At 60.0% G+C, this 21,841-nt stretch carries 18 protein-coding genes; 11 read left to right on the forward strand and 7 right to left on the reverse strand.

Going from position 1 to position 21,841, the window contains the following annotated elements; genetic code table 11:
- From NW851_RS07865 to NW851_RS07885, 5 genes are all read left to right on the forward strand, one after another.
- A partial coding sequence (locus tag NW851_RS07865; protein WP_414337613.1) for a zinc ribbon domain-containing protein occupies window positions 1-402 on the forward strand: 402 nt, incomplete at its 5' end.
- A gap of 57 nt (window positions 403-459) precedes the next feature.
- Window positions 460-1,242 (forward strand): ABC transporter permease, encoded by a 783-nt coding sequence (locus NW851_RS07870; RefSeq protein ID WP_414337616.1) that lies wholly within the window; start codon window positions 460-462, stop codon window positions 1,240-1,242.
- Between the two features lie 153 nt (window positions 1,243-1,395).
- A complete protein-coding gene (locus NW851_RS07875) occupies window positions 1,396-1,617 on the forward strand; it encodes a DUF2839 domain-containing protein (protein ID WP_414337619.1) in 222 nt (73 codons plus the stop codon).
- Window positions 1,618-1,653: 36 nt separating this feature from the next.
- On the forward strand, window positions 1,654-2,481 hold the full coding sequence (locus NW851_RS07880; protein ID WP_414335594.1) for a carbon-nitrogen hydrolase family protein: 828 nt from the start codon (window positions 1,654-1,656) through the stop codon (window positions 2,479-2,481).
- Window positions 2,482-2,490: 9 nt separating this feature from the next.
- Window positions 2,491-2,751 (forward strand): glutaredoxin family protein, encoded by a 261-nt coding sequence (locus NW851_RS07885; RefSeq protein ID WP_414335592.1) that lies wholly within the window; start codon window positions 2,491-2,493, stop codon window positions 2,749-2,751.
- Window positions 2,752-2,755: 4 nt separating this feature from the next.
- On the opposite strand, the gene NW851_RS07890 is transcribed toward NW851_RS07885, so the two are convergent.
- Window positions 2,756-6,250: a DNA polymerase III subunit alpha gene (locus NW851_RS07890; protein WP_414337622.1), complete on the reverse strand. Its 3,495-nt coding sequence runs from the start codon at window positions 6,248-6,250 to the stop codon at window positions 2,756-2,758.
- 113 nt (window positions 6,251-6,363) lie between these two features.
- Here NW851_RS07890 and selD point away from each other — a divergent pair, with 113 nt between their 5' ends.
- The 3 genes from selD (at window position 6,364) to NW851_RS07905 (ending at window position 9,270) form a co-directional block, all read left to right on the forward strand.
- Window positions 6,364-7,428, forward strand: coding sequence for a selenide, water dikinase SelD (selD, locus tag NW851_RS07895; RefSeq protein WP_414335589.1), 1,065 nt, complete (start codon window positions 6,364-6,366; stop codon window positions 7,426-7,428).
- A gap of 119 nt (window positions 7,429-7,547) precedes the next feature.
- Window positions 7,548-8,048, forward strand: coding sequence for a hypothetical protein (locus NW851_RS07900; protein ID WP_414337625.1), 501 nt, complete (start codon window positions 7,548-7,550; stop codon window positions 8,046-8,048).
- A gap of 115 nt (window positions 8,049-8,163) precedes the next feature.
- Window positions 8,164-9,270 carry an ABC transporter permease gene (locus tag NW851_RS07905; protein ID WP_414337628.1) on the forward strand — a complete coding sequence of 369 codons (1,107 nt, stop codon included), beginning with the start codon at window positions 8,164-8,166 and terminating at the stop codon, window positions 9,268-9,270.
- Between the two features lie 54 nt (window positions 9,271-9,324).
- Here the strand turns inward: NW851_RS07905 and NW851_RS07910 are convergent, their stop codons facing one another.
- Window positions 9,325-10,254 (reverse strand): hypothetical protein, encoded by a 930-nt coding sequence (locus tag NW851_RS07910; RefSeq protein ID WP_414337630.1) that lies wholly within the window; start codon window positions 10,252-10,254, stop codon window positions 9,325-9,327.
- Between the two features lie 312 nt (window positions 10,255-10,566).
- On the opposite strand from NW851_RS07910, the gene NW851_RS07915 reads away from it, so the two are divergent.
- Window positions 10,567-11,130, forward strand: a complete 564-nt coding sequence (locus NW851_RS07915; RefSeq protein ID WP_414337632.1) for a hypothetical protein — start codon at window positions 10,567-10,569, stop codon at window positions 11,128-11,130.
- 212 nt (window positions 11,131-11,342) lie between these two features.
- On the opposite strand, the gene NW851_RS07920 is transcribed toward NW851_RS07915, so the two are convergent.
- Window positions 11,343-12,278, reverse strand: coding sequence for a hypothetical protein (locus NW851_RS07920; protein WP_414337634.1), 936 nt, complete (start codon window positions 12,276-12,278; stop codon window positions 11,343-11,345).
- A gap of 155 nt (window positions 12,279-12,433) precedes the next feature.
- On the opposite strand from NW851_RS07920, the gene NW851_RS07925 reads away from it, so the two are divergent.
- Window positions 12,434-13,183, forward strand: a complete 750-nt coding sequence (locus tag NW851_RS07925; protein ID WP_414336171.1) for a HEAT repeat domain-containing protein — start codon at window positions 12,434-12,436, stop codon at window positions 13,181-13,183.
- 77 nt (window positions 13,184-13,260) lie between these two features.
- Window positions 13,261-14,373, forward strand: a complete 1,113-nt coding sequence (mnmA, locus tag NW851_RS07930) for a tRNA 2-thiouridine(34) synthase MnmA (RefSeq protein WP_414337635.1) — start codon at window positions 13,261-13,263, stop codon at window positions 14,371-14,373.
- A 153-nt stretch (window positions 14,374-14,526) separates the two neighbouring features.
- Here mnmA and NW851_RS07935 read toward each other — a convergent pair whose 3' ends face one another.
- The 4 genes from NW851_RS07935 to uvrA all read right to left on the reverse strand — a co-directional run bounded on the left by NW851_RS07935 (window position 14,527) and on the right by uvrA (window position 21,794).
- Window positions 14,527-15,198, reverse strand: a complete 672-nt coding sequence (locus NW851_RS07935) for a glycerophosphoryl diester phosphodiesterase membrane domain-containing protein (protein WP_414337638.1) — start codon at window positions 15,196-15,198, stop codon at window positions 14,527-14,529.
- A gap of 96 nt (window positions 15,199-15,294) precedes the next feature.
- A complete protein-coding gene (locus tag NW851_RS07940) occupies window positions 15,295-16,593 on the reverse strand; it encodes an FAD-dependent oxidoreductase (RefSeq protein ID WP_414337640.1) in 1,299 nt (432 codons plus the stop codon).
- Window positions 16,594-16,623: 30 nt separating this feature from the next.
- Window positions 16,624-18,726 (reverse strand): protein kinase domain-containing protein, encoded by a 2,103-nt coding sequence (locus NW851_RS07945; RefSeq protein WP_414337642.1) that lies wholly within the window; start codon window positions 18,724-18,726, stop codon window positions 16,624-16,626.
- Between the two features lie 167 nt (window positions 18,727-18,893).
- Complete coding sequence (gene uvrA / locus NW851_RS07950; RefSeq protein ID WP_414337647.1) at window positions 18,894-21,794, reverse strand: excinuclease ABC subunit UvrA; 2,901 nt, start codon at window positions 21,792-21,794, stop codon at window positions 18,894-18,896.
- Window positions 21,795-21,841 lie beyond the last annotated feature (47 nt).

Consider the following 21,841-nt stretch of genomic DNA (forward strand, 5'->3'; position numbering starts at 1 on the left):
GGTACGCTGAACCAAATGCTGACCTACAAAATTGAGCAGAAAGGTGGTCTGGTCTTGTTTCTTCCCACGCAAACCCTCAAGCCGTCTCAGCGCTGTCCGGAGTGCGGTGCTGTTCACAAGGAGTGGGCAGAGCTAAGTAACCGTTACCATGTCTGTTCTGCCTGTGGGTTTGCGATACCGCGGGACAGGGGAACGGTGATGGTTTTCTACAACGTTGCTACTAATCAGCAACCGGGGCTGGGAACCAGCCTCGTGAGTCTTGGATGCTTCAGCTCTACTATGGCTAGCGCCACGCTTTGCGAACAGAGACCCGGTACACGGGATGGACTCCATCCCGCTGCCGCGAACGATGAAGCAACTGGGGCAGAAGAAGAGACAAAAGCTCTGCTGTCAAGCGGGTGAGGAAACCCCACCCGCCTGCGCGGTGGGGTAGTTCATCTGAGATTGGAGAGAGAACGAATGCTGTGCTACTTGCGGGTGCTGTGGCTGTTTTGGAGCACTTCTGTAGCGGCAGAAATGGAGTACCGCGCCAATTTCTTCTTTGCCAGCCTCAGCAGCGTGGGTGGCCTGGGGTCAGCTCTGTTTGGGCTTTCACTGTTCTATCAGCAGGGGCACCGCCTGGGGGGTTGGAGCTGGCCGGAGGCGCTCATCGTCTTGGGCATGTTCACCATCTTGCAGGGGGTGTCGGCCAGCCTCTTTAACGTCAACTTAAACCGCATCGTGCAGCAGGTGCAGGAGGGCACTCTGGATTTTGTTTTGCTCAAGCCCATTAGTAGCCAGTTTTGGCTGTCAACCCGGGTGTTCTCTCCCTGGGGCCTGGTGGATATCGGCTTTGGCCTGGTGCTGATTCTCTACGCCGGGATCCAGTTGCGGCTGCTGGCCTGGGCCTATGTTTTGGGTCTGGTGCCCCTGCTCCTGGGATTGGTCATCCTCTACAGCCTCTGGTTTATGCTGGGGGCCACCAGCATCTGGTTTGTCAAGATCTACAACGTCACCGAGGTGCTGCGGGGCTTGGTAGAGGCGGGGCGCTTCCCCCTGGTGGCCTATCCGGTGGCCTATCGGCTGTTTTTTACCTTCGTTGTGCCGGTGGCTTTCTTGACCACGGTGCCGGCAGAAACCCTGTTGGGACGAGCCCAGTGGCCGTGGCTTGTGGGATCCGCCCTGCTGGCGGCGGGGCTGTTGGTCGGATCCCATTTGTTCTGGCGCTTTGCCCTGCGCTTTTACACCAGCGCCTCTAGTTAGGCTCCCAAATTTCTTGCCCAGAACCCCGGCACCGACAAAGTGCCCTTAAAAAACCTTCAGCCGACCCAGCAGTCGCAACCCCACCAGCTAGGAGAGGCACAGAAGAATTAAGATGAAAGTCACGACTGTGCCAAAACCATTGGAGGCCAGCCTATGGGCGAAGCAAAGCGCCGCAAAACCCGCAACAGCCCCGACCCTGACCAAGAGCTACTGTTTCCCCAGCTCAAAGATATTCCTCTCACCAAAGCCCAAGCCCGCACGATCTACAATTGGACAACTCGGGGCGCTTGGGCCGGCATTATTCTCCTGGCCATTGTCTGGGTGGTGGTGCGATTTGTGGGGCCTGCGTTGGGCTGGTGGCACCTGGTGGGCTAGACGGCTGGATCCTTTGAGTTTTCCTGGAGTTTCCCCATGCGATCCTATTTGGCAGCCGCCCTTCAGATGACCAGCACCCCCGATCTGGCCGGCAACCTACAACAGGCAGAGGAGTGGATTGACTTTGCGGCGCGGCGGGGATGTGAGCTGGTAGCTTTGCCGGAAAACTTTGCCTTCATGGGGCCGGAGGAAGAAAAAGCTCGCCTTGCCTCGGAGATCGCGCAGCGGGCCGAGGAGTTTTTGGCCAAGATGGCCCAGCGCTACCAGGTATTCGTGCTGGGCGGGGGATACCCGGTGCCGGATGGACAAGGCAAGGTGTACAACACCGCCGCCCTCTACAGCCCCGAGGGCAAGGAGCTGGCTCGCTACTGCAAGATCCACCTCTTCGACGTCAACCTGCCCGACGGCAACACCTACCGCGAGTCGAACACGGTGGTGAGCGGCAACGAGGTGGTGGTCTGCCAGGAAGAGCGGCTGGGCATGCTAGGTCTATCGGTTTGTTACGACGTGCGCTTTCCGGAGCTGTATCGTTCCTTGGTGGATCGAGGAGCGCAGGTGCTGTTGATCCCCGCCGCCTTTACCGCCTACACGGGCCGGGACCACTGGCAGGTTTTGCTACAGTGTCGCGCTATTGAAAACACCTGCTATGTGATTGCTCCCGCCCAGGTGGGCACCCACTACGAGCGGCGGCAATGTCATGGCCACGCCATGATCGTGGATCCTTGGGGGACGATCCTGGCGGATGCCGGCGGCGAAAAACCAGGGGTGGCCATTGCCGAGATCGACCCGGAGCGCCTGCAGCTTATCCGGCGGCAGATGCCCTCGCTGCAGCACCGTCGTCTGGCCTGTACTGTCAGCCTTTAGGGATCCCCTATGCCTTGGCCGCCCTTGATCCTCTACAGCAAGCCCGGCTGCCACCTCTGCGAGGGCCTAGCGGAGAAGTTGCAGCAGATCCCTGAGATCGCCACGTTGGAAATCCGCGACATCACCACTAACCCCACCTGGTGGGAGCGCTACCAACTGGAGGTTCCCGTGCTGAGCTTGGCGGGGGATCCCGAACGATCTCTGCCCCGCCCCTCGCCGCGGCTAACCGTGACCCAGTTACGCACTTGGCTGGAACAACAGTTGGGTTGACGGCTTAAGAGGCTAGCGCTTCGCTGCGGGCGGTATAGCCAGCTTGGCGGAGGGCCTCAACTGCAGCCTGGGCATTTTTAACCCAAAATTGGGATCCCAGCCTCACCCAGAGCGTGTGGGGAGGGGCGACGATGGCCGCCACAACGGGGATGCGATTTTCTTCCTTGGCTTCCGAGCGTTGGCGGGCAAGCAATGTTTGCAGGCGGTATCGATCCTCCAATGTGCCGGCAGCCTCCAGAGGGAGTTGCACCGTAACCCAACTCACCGATTCAATTGGCTGTAAGTCCTCGACAATCAATTGCACCTGTTCATCCCGCTGATCCACCTTGGCCCAGATCAATAGCCGTTGATCCACCTCCAGGCGATGGCGCAAACGTTCGTAAGTCTTGGGGAAGATCACCGCTTCGCAACTGCCGGTGAGATCTTCCAGTTGCACAATGGCCATGCGATCCCCTTTCTTGGTGGTTACGGTTTTGATGGCAGTCACTAGGGCCAGAATGCCTACAGAAGTCTCGGCTGCGTAGCCGCTCAAATCCGAGAGGTTAACGGGAGCCAACAGGCGCGCCTGCTCTTGAATCCGTCGCAGCGGGTGATCCGAAACATAAAAACCCAACAGATCCCGTTCCAGCCTTAACTTTTCTGGCGCTGGAAAATCTTCGGTAGCAGGCCCCCGCGGCGCTTCCATAAATCCCTGGCCATCACTGCTGTCGCTGCCCAACAAATCAAATAGGCTGGCTTGACCAATGGCTTTGGACTTGGCCCGCTCCGTCGCCCAGGTGAGAATGGGATCCAGATCCACCATTAATTGCTTGCGGTTGGGGGAAATACAATCAAAAGCGCCTGCACAGATCAGCGACTCGATGGCGCGACGGTTAACCAGGCGCAGATCCACCCGCTGGCAAAAGTCGGCCAAAGAGGTGAAGGGGCCCCCCGCCTGGCGGGCAGCCAGGATGTTTTGAATCGCCCCCTCACCCACATTCTTCACCGCCCCTAGACCAAACAAAATGCTGGATCCTTGGGGGGTAAAATCCAGCCCAGAGCGGTTGATATCGGGCGGTTGAATCTGGATCCCTATCGACAGACAATAGGTGATATAGCGCTGCACCTTATCTTGATCCCCTCCCACAGAAGAAAGCAGCGCCGCCATGTATTCTGTTGGATAATTGGCCTTGAGATAGGCTGTCTGGAAAGTAATCAGTCCATAGGCCGTAGAGTGGGATTTGTTGAAGCAATACTCGGCGAAAGCAACCATCTGGTCAAATAGTTCCGTGGCCACTTCCTTGGCCACACCTCGCTCCAAAGCTCCCCGGACGAATTGCTCCCGCTGTTGCTCCATCTCGGAAACTTTCTTTTTCCCCATCGCCCGCCGCAGCAGGTCGGCCTGGCCCAGGGTATAGCCGGCCATGTCCTGGGCAATGCGCATGATCTGTTCTTGGTAGAGAATGGCGCCGTAGGTATCTTGAAGGATTGGCTTGAGGAGATCGTGGGCATAGGTTACCGGCTTGCGGCCATGTTTGCGATCGATAAAGTCTGGGATCATGCCCGTATCCAATGGCCCCGGTCGGTAAAGAGCCAAGACCGAGGAAATGTCTTCTAAGTTGGAAGGCTTGAGCTCTCGCACCACCTGCTTCATCCCGGAAGATTCCAGTTGGAAGATCCCTTCCAGCTCTCCCTTTTCCAAAAGTTGGTAGGTTTTCTCGTCATCCAATGGTAGGTTATCCAGGTCGATGGTGACCCCTCTGTGCTCTCGAATCAGCTCCACAGCCCGCTGGATCATCGTCAGGTTGCGCAGCCCCAAAAAGTCCATCTTCAGCAGGCCCAGAGACTCAATATCTTCCATCGAGTACTGGGTAATAATTTGACCTTCGTTGTTGTATTGCAAGGGCACGATCTCATCCAAGGGATCCTTGGCGATGACCACGCCGGCAGCGTGAACCCCAAAGGTTTTGTTGGTGCCTTCCAACAGGCGGGCCAGCTCGATCCAGCGGTGAGTGGTTGGGTCTTTCTCGTATTTTTCTTTGAACTCGGGGGCCGGCGTGTTCTCGCCGATCATCTCTTCCAATTTTGCCGGTTTGCCCCGCGATACCGGGATCAGCTTTGCCATTTTGTCGGCTTCGGCATAGGGAATATCGAGCACCCGGGCAACATCTTTGAGAATAGCTTTGGAAGTCATGCGGTTGAAGGTGATGATTTGGGCCACTCGCTCTTGACCATACTTGCGGGTTACATAGTCGATCAGCTCTCCCCGCCGCTCGATGCAGAAATCGGTATCGATATCCGGCATCGATTGCCGTTCTGGGTTGAGAAAACGCTCGAAGAGCAACCCATATTTGACGGGGTCAATATTGGTAATTTGCAGGGCATAGGCCACCAGGGATCCGGCTGCCGAACCGCGGCCTGGGCCTACTGGGATCCCGTGCTCGCGGGCATAGCGAATGTAGTCCCAAACCACCAGGAAATAGCTGGAGAAGCCCTTTTGTTGGATGATATTCAGCTCAAAGCGCAGGCGCTCCTGATAGTTTTCCGGAATCTGATCTGGATAGGCAACGCCGCAGCGTTTTGCCAAGCCCTGCCAGGCCAATTCGGTGAGATAGCTATCGGCAGAATGGCCCGGTGGAACCGGGTAGTCGGGCATGCGCATTTCCCCAAATAGGTCATAGCCCTCGATCTTTTCCAGCACCTTGAGGGTGTTGGCAATGGCTTCATCGATCACCTCTTGCTCCAGGTGATCGCGGCAGAGGCGGCGCATTTCTTCTGGGCTTTTCAGGTATTCCGTCCCACTGTAGCGAAGGCGATCTTTCTCGGTGAGAGATTTGCCTGTTTGGATGCAGAGCAGGGCATCGTGGGCCTCCACATCCCAGCAGGAGATGAAGTGGCTATCATTGGTGAGGATGATCGGGATCCCCAATTCGCGAGCAATGCGCACCAATTGCACATTGACAAAGCGGTCTTCTCGATAGCCGTGATCCTGGATCTCAATGTAGTAATCGTCTCCAAACTGTTCTTGATACCAGGCGGCAACCTGGCGGGCAATTTCTGGCCGCCCCTGCAAAATGGCCTGGGGCACTTCCCCAGCTCGACAGCCGCTGGTCACGATCAACCCCTCTTTGTATTGGGCCAAATACTCTTTGTTGATGCAGGGGCGCGCAAAGATCCCCTTGCCTTGAACGCCGTGGAGATGGGAAATAGTGGTTAGCTTCACTAAGTTTTTATAGCCCTGGGTGTTTTTGGCTAGAACCACTTGGTGATACTTGGGATACTTGCGACTTTTGTCTCGAATATCGCCGTTGATAACATACATCTCGTTGCCAATAATCGGCTTGATCCCTTTGCTTTTACACAGTTTCACCAGCTCAATGGCCCCATACATGACGCCGTGATCGGTCAGGGCCAGTCCTGGCAAACCCATCGCCACCACCTGCTCAATCAAACGCGGCAATTGGCTAGCCCCGTCCAGAAGGCTGTACTCGCTGTGCAAGTGCAAGGGGACAAAAGACATGGCAACGCTATGGGTAGAGGGATCCCTTCAACCTTAGCCCAGCGCCCCTTTTTCCAGTTGCTGCTAGCTGCCGCTACAGTAAAGTCAGGCCGACGTTTTCTCCCTTTGCTTGCATGGAGACTCCCCTTCGCCTCACCCAGTACTCCCACGGCGGCGGCTGCGGCTGCAAAATTGCCCCGGCGCTGCTGCAGCAGATTCTTAAGGAGCTGCCTCTTCTTTGGTCAGATCCGGCCCTGTTGGTGGGGGCTGAAACGAGCGACGATGCCGCCGTCTACCAACTCAACGACGAGCAGGCCCTGATCCTGACCACCGACTTTTTCATGCCCATCGTGGACGATCCGGTGGATTTTGGCCGCATTGCCGCAGCCAACGCCCTCTCTGACGTTTACGCAATGGGGGGCACGCCCATTCTCGCCCTCGCCATTTTGGGCATGCCGGTCAACACCCTGCCCCTGTCGGCTATTCGGGAGATCATGGCCGGGGGAATCCAGATCTGTCAGGAAGCCGGGATCCCTTTGGCCGGGGGGCACTCCATCGATTCGCCCGAGCCCATCTTCGGCTTGGTGGCGGCAGGCCTGGCCCACCCGCAGCACATCCGCCGCAACGCCACGGCTCAGCCCGGCGACGACCTCATCCTAACCAAGCCGCTGGGGATCGGGGTGATGACCACCGCCCTAAAAAAGGGTCAGCTTAGCGCAGCGGGCTACGCCGAGGTTTTGCAGGTGATGACTCAGCTTAACCGCATCGGCCCACAACTGGCGCGGCGACCCCAGGTTCACGCCCTAACCGATGTAACGGGGTTTGGCCTCTTGGGACACTTGCTAGAGGTCTGCCGTGGCTCAGGGGTAAGCGCCGAGCTGGATTTGGCTGCTATTCCCTTTTTGCCCGAGGCCCTCTCCTTGGCGGAGGCGGGGATCTTCCCAGGTGCAGCCCGCCGCAACTGGCAAGGCTATGAAGGCGTAGAGGCCGACTCTCTACCGGAGTGGCAGCAGTTGCTCTTGGCGGATCCGCAAACCAGCGGCGGCTTGCTGCTGGCGGTGGATCCCGCCTTCACCGCAGAGCTTTTGCAAGAGCTCCACAGCGCCGGCTACTCCTATGCCCGCCGCATTGGCCGCTGCCAGGCCGGCGAAGGGATCGCCATTCGGGTTGTCGGCGAGATCCAAACCCCCCGCCAGTAGCTTGGGGGAAGGCCACGTTTGGCCCTCTCCCCCCAATCTATGAAGATTTGGTCAAGCAGAGCTGCGAAAGTTGAAGATCTCATGTAAGGGGAAGGGGAGCTGAGATATCTTAAAGAGGTATGAACGAGCCCTCTCCCAACAGCCATAGCCTGGTTCAGTGGGTTGAGCCAGGTCAACTGATTCGCAGCCTCAGCAGCGGCCAATTGCTGATGGTGGATCCGCAGCGGCACAACGCCTTGATCATCTGCAAGACGTTTCATGCCGAGTTTGCCGGGCCGGGCGCTGCGGTGGGGGGGCCCTTGGATGTGGAGTCGAGCAGCGTGATCCCGATTGGGGATGTGGCTCTGTTGCATCCTCAGGGCTATCAAGAGCGGCAAAACGCCTATACCAAGCGGCTGCACTGGATGCGCTGGTTGCAGCAGATCACCGATAATCCTTTGCCGGCCCAGCGGGCGCGGATTTTGCTCTTTAGCTTGGAGGAGTTTTTCTCTGCGGAGTTGGTCAAGCAGTTGCCGGATGACATTTTGGCGCGGCTGGTGGGGGTGCTGCCGCAGACCATCGCCGCAGCTCGGATGGAAATGATGGCCCCCTGCAGCCGCGGCTATTCCCTGGCCGGCTAGGGGGATCCGTTCAAGATTGGACGGCGTGGGCAGTGTCTTCGAAATAACCCCAAAGCTTAGCTACACTAAAAGCCAACTTCGTTCTGGCAACTCGCCCAACCGGGACCCTGGCCTCATGCAGTGGTGGAAACGGCTGCGCCAAAATCGCTGGGCTCAAGTGGGAGCCTACATTCTCATTTTTTTCTACGTCTGCGCCATTTTTGCCGAGTTTGTTGCCCCCTACAGCCCGCTGGAATCGCAGCCAGGGGGATCCCTTTTGCCCCCCACCGCCATTCACTTGTGGGATGAGTCGGGCGCTTGGCTGGGGCCCCACGTTTACCCCACCCGCCAGGGGCCGGTGGATCTGGAAACGGGCGAACGTCCGCTTTTGGTGGATAGCAGCCGTCCCGCCGGGATCCGCCTGTTTGTGGCCGGCACTCCTTACCGTTGGCTGGGGCTGATCCCCTGGGATCGACATTTGTTCGGCACCGTCCCCCTGCGGCCAGAGGAAGGGCTGCCGGTAGCGCGGCTGCACCTGCTGGGCACGGATGATCAGGGCCGCGACTACTTCAGCCGTCTGGTCTATGGCGGGCGCGTCAGCCTGTTTGTTGGCCTGGTGGGCATCGGCATCTCTTTTCCCATCGGCCTGCTGGTGGGGGCCATATCCGGCTACTTCGGCGGCTGGGTGGATACGCTGCTGATGCGGCTGACTGAGGTGTTGATGTCGATCCCAACCCTGTATTTGCTGGTGTCGCTGGCGGCGGTGTTGCAGGTGAACCCGCTGACCGGCGTGCCCTTCAGCAATGCCGAGCGCTTTTTGGTGATTGTGGCCATCCTCTCTTTTGTGGGTTGGGCGGGCTTGGCCAGGGTCATTCGGGGCCAGGTGCTGTCCTTGCGGGAGCGAGACTTTGTGCAGGCGGCGCGGGTGGCCGGGGCCGGATCCCTGTATCTGCTGGTGCGGCATATTCTGCCTCAGACCACCACCTACGTGGTGATCTCGGCAACCTTGGCGGTGCCCGGCTACATCGTGGCGGAGTCGGTGCTGAGCTTGATCGGCCTGGGGATCCAACAGCCGGATGCGTCTTGGGGAAATATGCTGTCGCTGGCCACCAATGCTTCGGTAATCATTCTGCAGCCTTGGCTGGTGCTAGCCCCCACCCTGATGGTGGTGCTCACCTCTTTGTCTTTTAACTTGCTGGGGGATGGTCTGCGAGATGCCCTCGACCCGCGGGATCCATTTTGAGGAGAAGCTGCTTCCGAATTGTGACGGTTCAGGGGAAATGCGAGGGTCTGCCGTTCACCGCTTTCCGTCCGGATAGAGCCGATTTAGCCCCTTGCGAGCCTTAGCATAAACATCCAGGGTGGCATTCATTTTTAGGATCTGGCGGTAAACTTGCTCGGCCCGGGCGATTTCCCCCTCCTGCTCCAACTTCTCGGCCAGCTTGAGCAAACTTTGGGCCGAGGGATCCGCCAAAGAACCCTGCTCCTGCAGTTGCTGCAGCTCTTCCAGGCGCTCCTGCACCATTGGTCGCAACAGCCAGGAATCATCCAGATCCAACACCTCTCGGTAGTAGCGCTGGGCCTCTTTGAAGTTCTTCTGCTCGTCGTAGGCTTCCGCCAGTTGCAGAGCCAGCTCCGCCGTGGGCCGATCCTTAAACTGGCGATGCAGTTGGTTCAGCCGCCGCAGGAAGGGGGATCCCTGCTGCGGGTTTTGTAAATCCGGGGCGTGTTGAACCGGCAGATAGTTGCTCCTCTCCGCCGATTGTTGAGGGGAAGGGGCAGGCTCCGCGGCTTGAGATCGAAGGGGCGTTTGACGGCTGATGCTTTTGGGGTCAATGGGGGCGGGCTTGTAGACCCAAATCGGCTGATCCGGAGAGGATGCCGGTGGGGTTGGGTGTGGGATCGGCTGGGGCAAGGGAATGGTCTTGCGCTCCGGCGGTTCAGAAGGGGGTTGCTTCAGTTCTGCAAGGGCGCCGGGAGGTTTGGGGGCTTGGAATTGAATTGCTTTGGGAGTCTCCCTGCGCTCTTGGGCCAATTCTCGATAGAGGGCGGCCAATTGGGCATACCCCGCTTCTTCGTAGGCGGTGGCCAGCCAACGGGCATTCTCCGGGCTGGGATCCGCACGATAAGCCCGCCGCAGCAACTGCAAAGCAGTGCCATAATTGCGCTCTCGAATGGCTGCCTGCCCCAAACTGGCTGAGCTGACCCCGGTTGTATCGCTAGCCATGGTTCTCCGTTATGCCTTGCTGTGCAGCGATAATAAATCAGTTTTCCTTTTCCAAGCCAGCCACTCAGGGCAACCTTGGCAACTGGATCCCTTGGCCATAGCATACCCTTGTCGAGCCGAACGCTGACTGTTGGGAAAGACTTCTCTTCTTGTTGGGATCTGCTCGATAGACATCTTTAGCCGATGTTGATTTGAGATTGAGGCGTTGAGATCTGGATGTGAGGCGTACTTTCAAGCTAGCTTGTAGTCAAGACCCGAGCAGCGACAGGTTTCGGCGCAAACATGATTCAACAGTTTCGAGATCGGTACCCTATGGGCAGTTTGCTCACCGATCTGTTGCGCGTAGAAGAAGGGATCTACATTGTCAAAGCCCAGGTGGTGGTGAACAACACGGTTCTGGGCAGTGGTATTGCCGGCTCCAACACAGTAGAAGAAGCGGAAGATGCTGCGCTGAAGCGCGCTTTAAACCACGCAGGATTCGGTCATTCCGCAACTTCCTTGAGCTTGGGTATGGATTCTGCTGCCGCCAGGCTGCCCTATTTGCCAACTCCCGACTTGGCCTTGGCCAATGGGCGCACCCACTCTTCTCCTGCCCCTCAAGCCCCTGAGCCAACAGGGATCCCTGCGAAGCCGACTCCCTCAGAATTGCCCAGCTTGAGCGAGCCGGGAGCCTATGGAGATGATCTATCAGACATCATTGCTCAAACAGATGTCGAGATGCAGCGTATTGGCTGGGGCCGCAAGGAAGGACAAGAGTTCCTGGAGCGTCGCTTCCAGAAAAAATCTCGCCACCAACTGAATGAGGCCGAACTGCGGGAGTTCTTGCGCTATTTAAAACAGCAGCCGTCACGCCTCAACAGCGAGCCTCGTTTTTGATTTTCCCAGACTCCCTCACCCCCGGCCCCTCTCCCAGAGGCACCCAAGCGCTCCGCGCCGCTAGCGCGACCACCCCCAACCCCTCTCCCAGAGGCACCCTCACCCCCGGCCCCTCTCCCAGAGGGAGAGGGGAGTTAGACTTGACTTTGGAAAAATCCCTTGCCCAGAGGCGGGAGAATAGATCAAACCGCTGGGCTCTGGAATAGCCACGGCTAGGGCGCACCCACAATCACAGTGGTGTCTTGCATTGTCTTCACGACGGTCTCGCCTCCTTCCGAGAGCACAACCCGTCGCTCTGGCACCGATACTCCGGCCACTTTGGCAGTTTGGTAGTTCTGCCCGGCATGCACCACAGAAGGGATGACGCCTGGGCCAGAAACCAAAGCAAAGGATTCGCCACCAATCTGGATCATCCCAGAAACCTGCACGCTGCGGGCAAAGGCCGCCGGGTCAGGAGTGGGCGTCGGGAGCGGCGTGGCCACTGCTACGGGCACTTCGCCACCGGGCGGAGGCAGTTCCGGAGGCGGAGGCAGAGGTGGCAGGTCAAGGGTTGGCTCAGGGGCACGCACGTTTTGGGGCACAAAGGGATCCGCCCGTCCGGCCCCACTTAAGGCCCGCTGGGTTTCCTGCTCCCGATCCACCGGTGGGATCAGGCTAGAGGCAGCTTGGGTAGCCTGCAGAAGAGAAGGCACCGGCGGAGGTTGGTCGGGAGCAGTTTGGCCAAAGCCTTCGGGCAGGCTCGCCGTTTGTTGCCGGGCAAGAGCCTGCATCTGGCTGGCTCCCCGCGCCAGAGTAGCGTTCATATCCTGTTCCCAACGGCCTGAGGCGTTGAGCCGCATAACTACAGGGCTGCTGCCGCCGCGCGACTCCACCCAGATCTCGGCTTCTGTGTCGCTCAGCCGACGGGAGCGGAGGATGCGCGATCCCGGCGGCAAAAGCGGCTGCAGCGCCAGCTCCGCTTCGGGAACCGCTTGTTCGTTGGCCAAAGCAGAAGATAAACGAGGGGACAAGCACAACATGCCCCCTGCCGACAGCAGGAGGATCCCAAGTGAGAGCAGTTGGCGACCAGGCGAAGATTTCAGCATAGAGACCACCGGCAGAGAGCCTCGCATCACCAAAATAGCCAAAATCTTGGGGATGGGGCTCAATCGAGCTGCTTTTTTCAGCAACAATGCTAGGATTTCCAATCAAAACCTCGGCCCCTGTCGATAGAGATCCCGACCGGGGTAGGCAAAGCCGGCCCCTATCCGAGCGCAGCAAAGTTTGTCATACTGGAGAAAGATTGTAAATATTTGTTAAGACCATGACTGTCTCTGCTCTGGATCCTGTCAACCCCGCTCGTCTGGAGGAAATCGCCCAACGCTTGCGCAGCCAACGCCCTGCGGATCGCATGGTGGCCTTGGCCCAGTTGCGGGATGTGCCAGCGGAGCAGGCGGTGCCGCTGATTTTGCAGGTCATCGACGACGAAAACCTGCAGGTGCGCTCTTTTGCCGTCTTTGCCCTGGGGATCAAGCAGACGGACGCCTGTCTGCCCAAGCTGCTGGAGATCCTCACCCAAGACCCGGACTACGGCATTCGCGCCGATGCAGCAGGCGCCCTGGGCTACTTGGAAGATCCGCGGGCTTTTGAGGCCCTGGTGCGGGCTTTTTATGAAGATGTGGAGTGGCTGGTGCGCTTCAGCGCCGCCGTGGCCCTGGGCAACCTGAAGGATCCACGGGCCTATGAGGTGCTGCTGCGGGCGTTGGAGGGGCCGGAAGTGTTGCTGCAGCAGGCGGCCATTGCAGCTCTGGGAGAACTGGGGGATCTGCGGGCTTTGGATCACATCCTGCGGTTTGCCCAGTCGGAAGATTGGCTGGTGCGGCAGCGGCTGGCCCAGGCCTTGGGAAATCTGCCCTCGCCCAAGAGTGTTTCTGCCCTCAACTATCTGGCCAGGGATCCCCACGATAGCGTTGCCGCGGCAGCTTTGGATTCGCTGCGGCGGCTGCGCCAAAGGGGCTTCCCAGAGCCCATGCCTGAGGCGGGATCCCGGCCAGCCGATTCGGAAGCAAGCTAAGCTGGAAATCCGGGTTTGGCCTGGTGTAGGGAGGCGAGGATTTGCCGACCCTTGTTGTTTCCTGATCCCCTGCTGCGATGGTTACCAGCCCCCATCCTCTAGTTGCTCCGGAGATAGCCGGATCCCCCTCTCGGCCCCGCATTGTGGCGGCCCTTTCTGGGGGGGTAGACAGCTCCACGGTGGCGGCCCTTCTCCACGAACAGGGCTATGCCGTGGAGGGAGTGACTCTCTGGCTGATGCGGGGGAAAGGCCAGTGCTGCACCGACGGCCTGGTGGATGCTGCTGCCATCTGTGAGCAATTGGGGATCCCCCACCATGTGGTGGATAGCCGTGAGCTGTTTCAGGCCGCCATTGTCGATTACTTGGTGGCCGGCTATGGGGAGGGGATCACACCGCTGCCCTGCTCCCAATGCAACAAGCTGGTGAAGTTCGGCCCCCTGCTGGCCTATGCCCGCGAGACGCTGGGCATCTCTCAGATCGCCACCGGCCACTACGCGCGGGTGCGTTTTGAGGCCGAGCTGGGGCGCTATCAACTGCTGCGGGCGGTGGATCGGCAGAAGGATCAGTCCTATTTTCTCTACGACCTCAGCCAGGAGCACCTGGCCCACAGTCTCTTCCCCTTGGGCGAGTACACCAAGGCCCAGACCCGTCAGATTGCCGCGCGCTACGGCTTGGTTACGGCAAACAAGCCCGAAAGCCAGGATCTGTGCTTGATCGAGACCTACGGCTCGATGCGCAACTTTTTGGATCAGCACCTGGGTCAAAGGCCGGGGGAAATTGTCGATACCCAGGGGCGAGTCCTGGGATATCACGAAGGTATCCACCACTACACCGTCGGCCAGCGCAAGGGGCTGGGGATTGCCTCTTCCCGTCCGCTCTATGTGGTGCGCATCGATGCGGCCATGAACCGCGTGGTAGTGGGAGAGCGGGAAGAAGCCACCCAAGCTGAGGCGTGGGTGCGGCGGGTGAACTGGGTCTCGATCCCTGCGCCGGCAGAACCCTTGGCCGTGGAAGTGCAGGTGCGCTACCGTACCCCACCGGTGCCGGCTATGGTGATCCCAAAATCGCCGGAGCGGGTGAAGCTACAGTTTGCCGAGCCGCAATTTGGCGTCACCCCTGGCCAAGCCGCCGTCTGGTACCACGGGGATCTCCTGCTGGGGGGCGGCATCCTGGAGCGCCCTTCTTCCTAACTAGAGGTCTGGCAGAGCACTCCCCTCTCCCCCTGGGAGAGGGGCCGGGGGTGAGGGCAGTGATGGCAAAAATAGGAAAGGGATCCCTTCTCGTCTCAAGACGGAGCACAGGGATCCCCTTTTTGCCATCCAAACAGGGGTAAAAACTCTTAGCTATTGGTAGGCCGCTTGCTCTTTCAACTGCTGCAGGGATCGGAACAGGAGCACCGTATAGATATCGAGGATGGGCGCAACTGCTGTGACGGCAGCATTTCCAACCACAACCGCACCCAAGGCAGCTCCCAGGATCCCCCCAACAAGAAACAAAATCAGGAGTGGGATGCCGAAGATCAAACTCACAGCCAGCAAAGCCCAAAACACGCCCCACCAGCGATCTTTGACGAGGTTCCAACTGTAGCCCAGACCTTCCGTGGCACCTTTGCCTTCCAGGGCAATCGCACAGAGAGTGAAAACCAGCCTTACCCCCCAGTAGATACCAGGGAGCACAAACAGCAGCATCCCAAGCATGACAATTAGCGCCAGCAGAATGCTGCCGAAAACCAGGGGCACTGCCTTCGAGAGGGCCCAGTCGAGGCTGTTGCCCAGTAGGGGAGCTTGCCGCTTCAGGTGCTGATCCACCAGCCAAAAGGCTGCGCCAGCCAGGATGGGAGCAACAATTAGGCTGTAGGCCAAATTGAGGATCCCCCCAAAAAGTGGGATCAGCTCTGCGACGATGGGAATGAAGAAGCCGGGAGAGGCCAGGATCAACAGCGGCCCATAGACGGGGCCTACAACTTCAAACGAGCGCTGCAGAAGGAAAAACGGGTTAAGAGTAGCGCTTTGCATGGTAGAGGGATCCCTGTGGCAACCACCCCCTTCATACCACGCCATCCCCCTTTTTGGGCTGAGAAGGGGATTAAGAAAGTCAAAGTCTGTGTCTTGCTATACAGAAGATTTTTGTAAAATCCAGGCCGCCGCTTGTTCGCCGCTGCGCAGGGATCCCTCAAGGCTGCTCTGGTGGGTGTATTCTCCAGCCCAGAGAAGGCCCGGCAGGCCACTGCAGGTGGGAACCAGATGCTGCTGAAAGCCGGGCGGCTGGACAAACTGGGCAAAAGGGATCCGGTACACCCGCAGCAGGCGCAATCGTTCCAAGGGGGCTTTGGGAAAATAGGTTTGCAGCTCTGCCCGGCAGGCTTGGGCCAGCTCCTCATTGCCCAAAGGGGGATCCCCCAACACCGTCACCGAATAGAGATGCTGACCGGCAGGAGCCAGCGCCGGGCTGAGGTGGGTGAGCTGCACCCAGTGGTTGACCCAGCCTTGGCCGCTGGCGTTGAGGTACAAGTAGGCGCCACGGGTCAGGGAAAAGGGGGCGCAGAAATAAAGGCAGGTCACCGCCCGTCCCTGGGTGGGGATGGGCGCAGCAGCTTGAGGGCAGAGCTCGGCCTGCCAGGCCCGCGCTTGAGGGGCATCGGTGGCGCAGACCACCCACTCGGCAGGGATCTCCTCGCCCTTGGCGGTGCGGATCCCGCGCACTTTTCCCTCTTCCACCAGGATGCGCTCCACCGAGGTTTGGTAGCGGATCTGCTCTGGGGCAAGGTGGATGGCCAGTTGGCGGACAATCTCTCCCATGCCCAGCGCCGGGGTGACGATGGCTCCTTCGGCCATCATCTTGAAATAAAAGGCAAAGAGGCGGGCGCTGCTGGCCAGATTTGGATCCAAAAGAATGCCGCGGAAAAAGGGGTAGAAGAAGTGCTGGCAGATCTTTTGGGAAAATCCGTACTCCTCTAGGAACTCCCGCACCGAGCGGTCAGATCCCCCCAGTCCTTCTTGGAAAACCTGTTCTGGGGTGCGCCGCGCCAGCTCCGCCCGCAACTGTAGCACCTTGAGCTTGTCGCCAAAGCTGGCCAAGGGGTTGAAGAGGGAAGGGACAATGCTGGTCGGATCCCGCAGGGGATCCCCCAACAGCCAGCAGCGACCGGGTTGGGCCAGCATCGCTCCCGGACGGTAGGGGCAGGGATTGAGCTGGCCTAGATCCAGATGCCGCCGCACTTGGGGATAGGCGGTAAACAGCACCTGAAAGCCACGATCCAAACGGAAGCCCTCCACCGCGTCGGTGCGCACCCGCCCGCCGGGGCCGTCGCTTTTTTCCAGGACTAGGACATCGCTCCAACCCGCCTGGCTCAGCACCTTGGCGCAGGTTAAGCCGGCCAGCCCTGCCCCGATAATGACCACTCTGCCCATGCTGCTGGGATCCCTTCTCCGTGGAGTATTTTACCTGGCTCGATTCCTCAAGGCTGAGTCCCCTTCTGAGGCAGGATGTTCTGGCCCCCAGATGCGAATGGCGCCATCGGCACCGCCGCTGAGAAGGGTTTGCCCGTTGGGGCCAAACAGCAGAGCACTCACCATCCAAGTCTGGCCGCCCAGGGTGCGCAACTCTTTGCCGCTGCCCAAATCCCAGAGTTTGATCTGCTGGGCGCGGTGATCGGTGCCGCTGGCCAGCAGGCGGCCATCGGGGCTGAGGGCAAGGGTGGCCAAGCCAGACAAGGGCTGGGCCAGAGTGCGCTCGAGGGATCCCGTGCCCACGTTCCAGATCCAGACGCCGGAAGCGCTGGCGGCGAGCAAGTGGCGGCCATCGGGACTGAGGAGCACCTGCTCGATGGGGTAGTCGGCCTCCAGGGTTTTCAACAAAGCCCCGCTGCCGGGATCCCAAAGATGAACGGTGGGATCCCCGTTGGCGGCCACCAGGATCCAGGGCGGGCTCCTTTTTTCCGCCACCCCAGAGGGAGCGAAGGCCACCGCCGTAATGCCTGACCCCTGGGTAACCGGGTGGGCGGCGCTGTCGATGGTGCGCACCAACTGGCCATCCTCAGCTTGCCAAAGGCGAATGGTACGGTCGGCGCTGCCGCTGGCAATCCAACGGCCATCGGGGCTGATGGCGACGCTGTTGATCAGCTCGGTGTGGCCCTGCAACTGCAGCCGTGGCACCCCTTCCCGCGACGGCAAGGCAGGGGCCAAATCCCAGACCCGCACCGTCTTGTCGGCCCCCCCACTCACCAAAAAGGTACCATCGGGGCTGATGGCCAGCGTCTCAATCGAACCTTCGTGGCCTACCCAGCTCTGCAGCAGTTGGCCGGCCTGGGGATCCCAAAAGCGGATGACACCGTCGTCTCCCCCGGCAACCAGGAGATCTCCATCCGGGCTGATGGCCAGAGCGGTGATAGCGGCGGGGCCTTCCAGTGTGGCCTTGAGCCGCAAGGACTTGGCCCAGTCAGCTAGGTTGAGGGCAGGGCTGGAAGAGGATAGGGATCCAGTCCTGGAGGGATTGGGCGGCTGCTCTGGGGAGCTGAAGCTTTTGAGCCCAGCGGATCCCAAGTTTGCCATCGTTCCCGCGGGCGGGACAGAGTCCCTGGGCACAATTGCCTTCTCTCCCCACAGGCTGAGGTTGGCCGCCAGTTGCCAGGCAGCAACTCCGAGTAGCACCAGCAAAGCCGCCAGACTACTCCCCGCCCAAAGTGGTGGGATCCAGAAACGCGCCCGCAGTGATACCGAGGAACGCGGCGGCGTAGTCGGCTCCTGTAAGGGAGCGGCGGCAACAGGGTCGGGCAGGATCTCAGCGCCGGGAGAGACGCCCTCTGCCAGAGGCAAAGCCTGGAGAGCGGCCAAAGCTGCCGCTGCCGAAGCAAAGCGCTGCCGCGGGTCACAACCCCCCAGGCAATCCAAAAAAGCGGCAAAAGGAGCGCTGGTAGGAGCCAGATCGTGCCAGCGCAGCTCCCCCGTCAACGGGTCGCGAAACAGCTTGTGGGGCGGGATCCCTGAGAGGGCCTGTATGGCGATGAGCCCAAGTGCCTCCAGATCGCTGTCGGCAGCCTCGGGCCCAGAGTTGCAGCAGCCCAAGCCCAACACTACCCAGCGGCCATCCGCCCGGCGACAGATCAGGCGAGAGGGCTCTAGGTTGCAGCAGTTTACCCCCTCACTGTGTAGCAAGGCCAAGGTTTGCAGCACATCTTGCAAAAAGGCCCGCACCTCAGCTTCTGTCCAAGGCTGACCTTGCTCAGTGGCCTGGCGCAGGGCCTGTTCCAGAGTCTGCCCCTCGATCCACTCTTCTACCCAGTAAAAATCTCCCTCTTGCTCAAAATAAGTCAGCAGGCGTGAGATACACTCATGGGATCCCAGGCGTTCCCACAGCGCCATTGCCTGTTCAAATCGCTGCCGGGCGGCAGAGGGCTCTTCCCCCTTGGGAGAGCGAGGTTGCCAACGCCTGATCACCACCCAGCTCTGTTCAGGGCGATGGCCATCTTGGGCCAGGTAGGTTTGCCCGCTGGATCCCAGTTCTTCTAGGATCTGATAGCGGCCACCCAGGGTCTGCCCTACCATAAGGACTCCGGTCGCTCCAGGCATATATGGTCTACCGTTCGCGTCAGCACTGCGGAGCACTTTAGCGGGACGGAGTTCTTTGGCTCTACCCTTGGGGAGGATGCGAACCTTTTCCTTCTGGATCATCATGCCACACGGGCAAAAGGCTCAGAGTAACCCTGAGTTACTCAGTGGCCGGGGGGATGTCGTTGCAAAACCTGCTTTAGGTAGCGCCCCGTGTGGGATCCGGGATGCTCGGCCACTTCTTCAGGGGTGCCGACGGCAACAATCTGGCCGCCCTGGTCGCCCCCTTCCGGCCCCAGGTCAATAATCCAGTCGGCACAGCGGAGGATGTCCAGGTTGTGCTCGATCACCAGCACGGTGTTGCCCGCATCCACCAACCGCTGCAGAACATTCAAGAGCTTGTGAACGTCGTAGAACGACAGGCCGGTGGAGGGTTCATCGAGCAGGTAGAGGGTTTTGCCGGTGGAGCGGCGGGCCAGTTCTGCCGCCAGCTTCACCCGCTGCGCTTCCCCCCCGGAAAGCGTCGGAGCGGGCTGACCCAGCTTGATGTAATCAAGGCCCACATCGGCCAGCGTCTGCAGGATCTTGGCGGCAGGGGGTAGGGCGGCAAAAAACTCCAGCGCCTCCCCCACTGTCATGTCTAGGACTTCGGCGATGTTTTTGCCCTTGTACCTGACCTGGAGGGTCTCGCGGCTGTAGCGGCTGCCCCCACACACTTCGCAGGTAACATACACATCCGGCAGGAAGTTCATTTCAATCACGTTCACCCCCTGCCCTTTGCAGGCTTCACAGCGCCCCCCCTTGACGTTGAAGGAAAAGTGGCCAGAGTGATAGCCCCTGGCCTTGGCCTCTAGAGTCTGGGCAAAGGCCTGGCGGATGGGATCAAAGAGGCCCGTGTAGGTGGCGGGGTTGGAGCGGGGGGTGCGGCCAATGGGGGATTGGTCGATGACAATGACCTTGTCGATGTGTTCAATGCCGTGTAGCTCCCCCATTTCCGTTGGCTTAGGCACCTTCTGGCCGAGGGAGTGTTGCAGGGCAGGGTAGAGCAACTCGTTGACCAGGGTGGACTTGCCGGAGCCGGAGACGCCGGTGACGCAGACCAGCTTGCCCAGGGGGATCTCCACATCGATGTGCTTGAGGTTGTTTTTGTGGGCATCGGTGAGCTTGAGGGAGACGGCTTTGCCAGGTCGCCGCTGAGCTGGGGTTGGGATCCGCCGCCGCCCCGACAGATAGGCGCCGGTGAGGGAGCGCTCGCAGGCTAGGATGTCGGCTAGAGATCCTTGGGCCACCACTTCTCCGCCGTGGATGCCAGCGCCAGGGCCAATGTCCACGATGTGGTCGGCGGCGCGAATGGTCTCTTCATCGTGTTCCACCACAATTAAGGTGTTGCCCAGATCCCGTAGGCGGAATAGGGTTTGCAAGAGGCGTTGGTTATCCCGCTGGTGCAGGCCAATGGAGGGTTCGTCCAGCACGTAGAGCACCCCCGTCAGGCCGGAGCCAATCTGGCTGGCCAGTCGGATCCGCTGCGCCTCGCCCCCCGAAAGGGTCATGGCCGGTCGGGCCAGGGTGAGGTAGTCAAGGCCCACGTCAATTAAAAACTGCAGGCGGGTTTTGATCTCCCGCAGCACTAGCTCGGCAATCTGCGCTTGGCGGGGGGTAAGCTGGAGCTGCTCCAGGCGCTGCAGGCAGTCGCGGATGGAGATCTCGGTGAGATCCGTGATGCGGTAGCCACCGACGCGCACGGCCAGGGCCTCTGGCCGCAGCCGGGATCCGCCACAGGCAGCACAGGGGCGGTAGGTCAGGTAGGTCTCCAGCTTTTGCCGGTAGGTTTCGGCGGTGGTCTCTTGGTAGTGCCGCTGCAACTGCGGGATTACCCCTTCAAAGCGGCGGTAGTAGCCCCGGCTCCCCTGGGGGGATTCCGCCTCAACGTAGATCTCCTGGTCGCTGCCGTAGAGGAGGAGCTGCTGCTGCTCGGGGGTAAGGTCGCACCAGCGGCTGCTGAGCTCAAAGCCAAAGGCCTTAGCAGCCCCCGCCAGTAGGGCCAGATAGTAGGGGTTCTCCCGCTCCGCCCAGGGAGCAATGGCCGCATAGAGGGGGAGCTTGGGATCCGGCACGATCCGGTCGGGGTCGAAGATGGGTTCAAAGCCCAGGCCGTGACAGACGGGACAGGCGCCGATGGGGGAGTTAAAGGAAAATAGCCGCGGCGACAGCTCGCCCAGCACGGAGCCGTGTTCGGGGCAGGCAAATTGTTCCGAAAAGATCAGCTCCGTTGGCTTGCCGTTGAGGTACTGCCCCGCCACCTCGGCTACTTTTTGCAGCAGGTGTTCCCGTTCGTCTTCACGGGGCAAGAGCTCCACCACCGCCAGTCCCCCCGACTGGCGCAGACAGGTGGTCAGGGAATCGGCCAGCCGCTCTGCGATGTTGGGGCCCTTAACCAGCCGATCCACCACCACCTCAATGGTGTGGGCCTTGGTTTTGGCCAACTCAATTTCCTCGCTGAGATCCCGCACCTGGCCGTCGATGCGCACCCGCACAAACCCCTGCTGGCTCAGGCTTTGCAAGAGCGCTGCGTGGGTGCCCTTTTTTCCCCTCACCACGGGCGCAAGCAACTGAAAGCGCGTCCGCTCCGGCAGGGCCAGGATCTGGTCCACCATTTGATCCACCGTCTGGGGGGCAATCACCCGGTCACAATGGGGGCAGTGGGGGATCCCGGCCCGCCCATACAGCAGCCGCAGGTAGTCGTAGATTTCGGTCACGGTGCCAACCGTGGAGCGGGGGTTGTGGCTGGTGGACTTTTGGTCGATGGCAATGGCTGGGCTCAAGCCCTCGATGCGGTCTACATCCGGTTTGTCCAGTTGCCCCAGAAATTGCCGCGCATAGGCGCTGAGGGACTCCACGTAGCGCCGCTGCCCCTCGGCAAAGATGGTGTCGAAGGCCAGAGAAGATTTTCCAGAGCCGGAGACGCCGGTAAACACCACCAGGCGATTGCGCGGGATCCGCAGCTCGAGGTTTTTGAGGTTGTGCTGCCGCGCCCCCACCACATGGATTTCGTTTTGGCCGGACATCTCATCCCCTCTGTGTGCAGCGTGGGTGGAGACTCTGCCCAAAATTG

Origin of the sequence: Synechococcus sp. H55.7 (assembly GCF_047462395.1) — a bacterium.
Classification (GTDB): domain Bacteria; phylum Cyanobacteriota; class Cyanobacteriia; order Thermostichales; family Thermostichaceae; genus Thermostichus.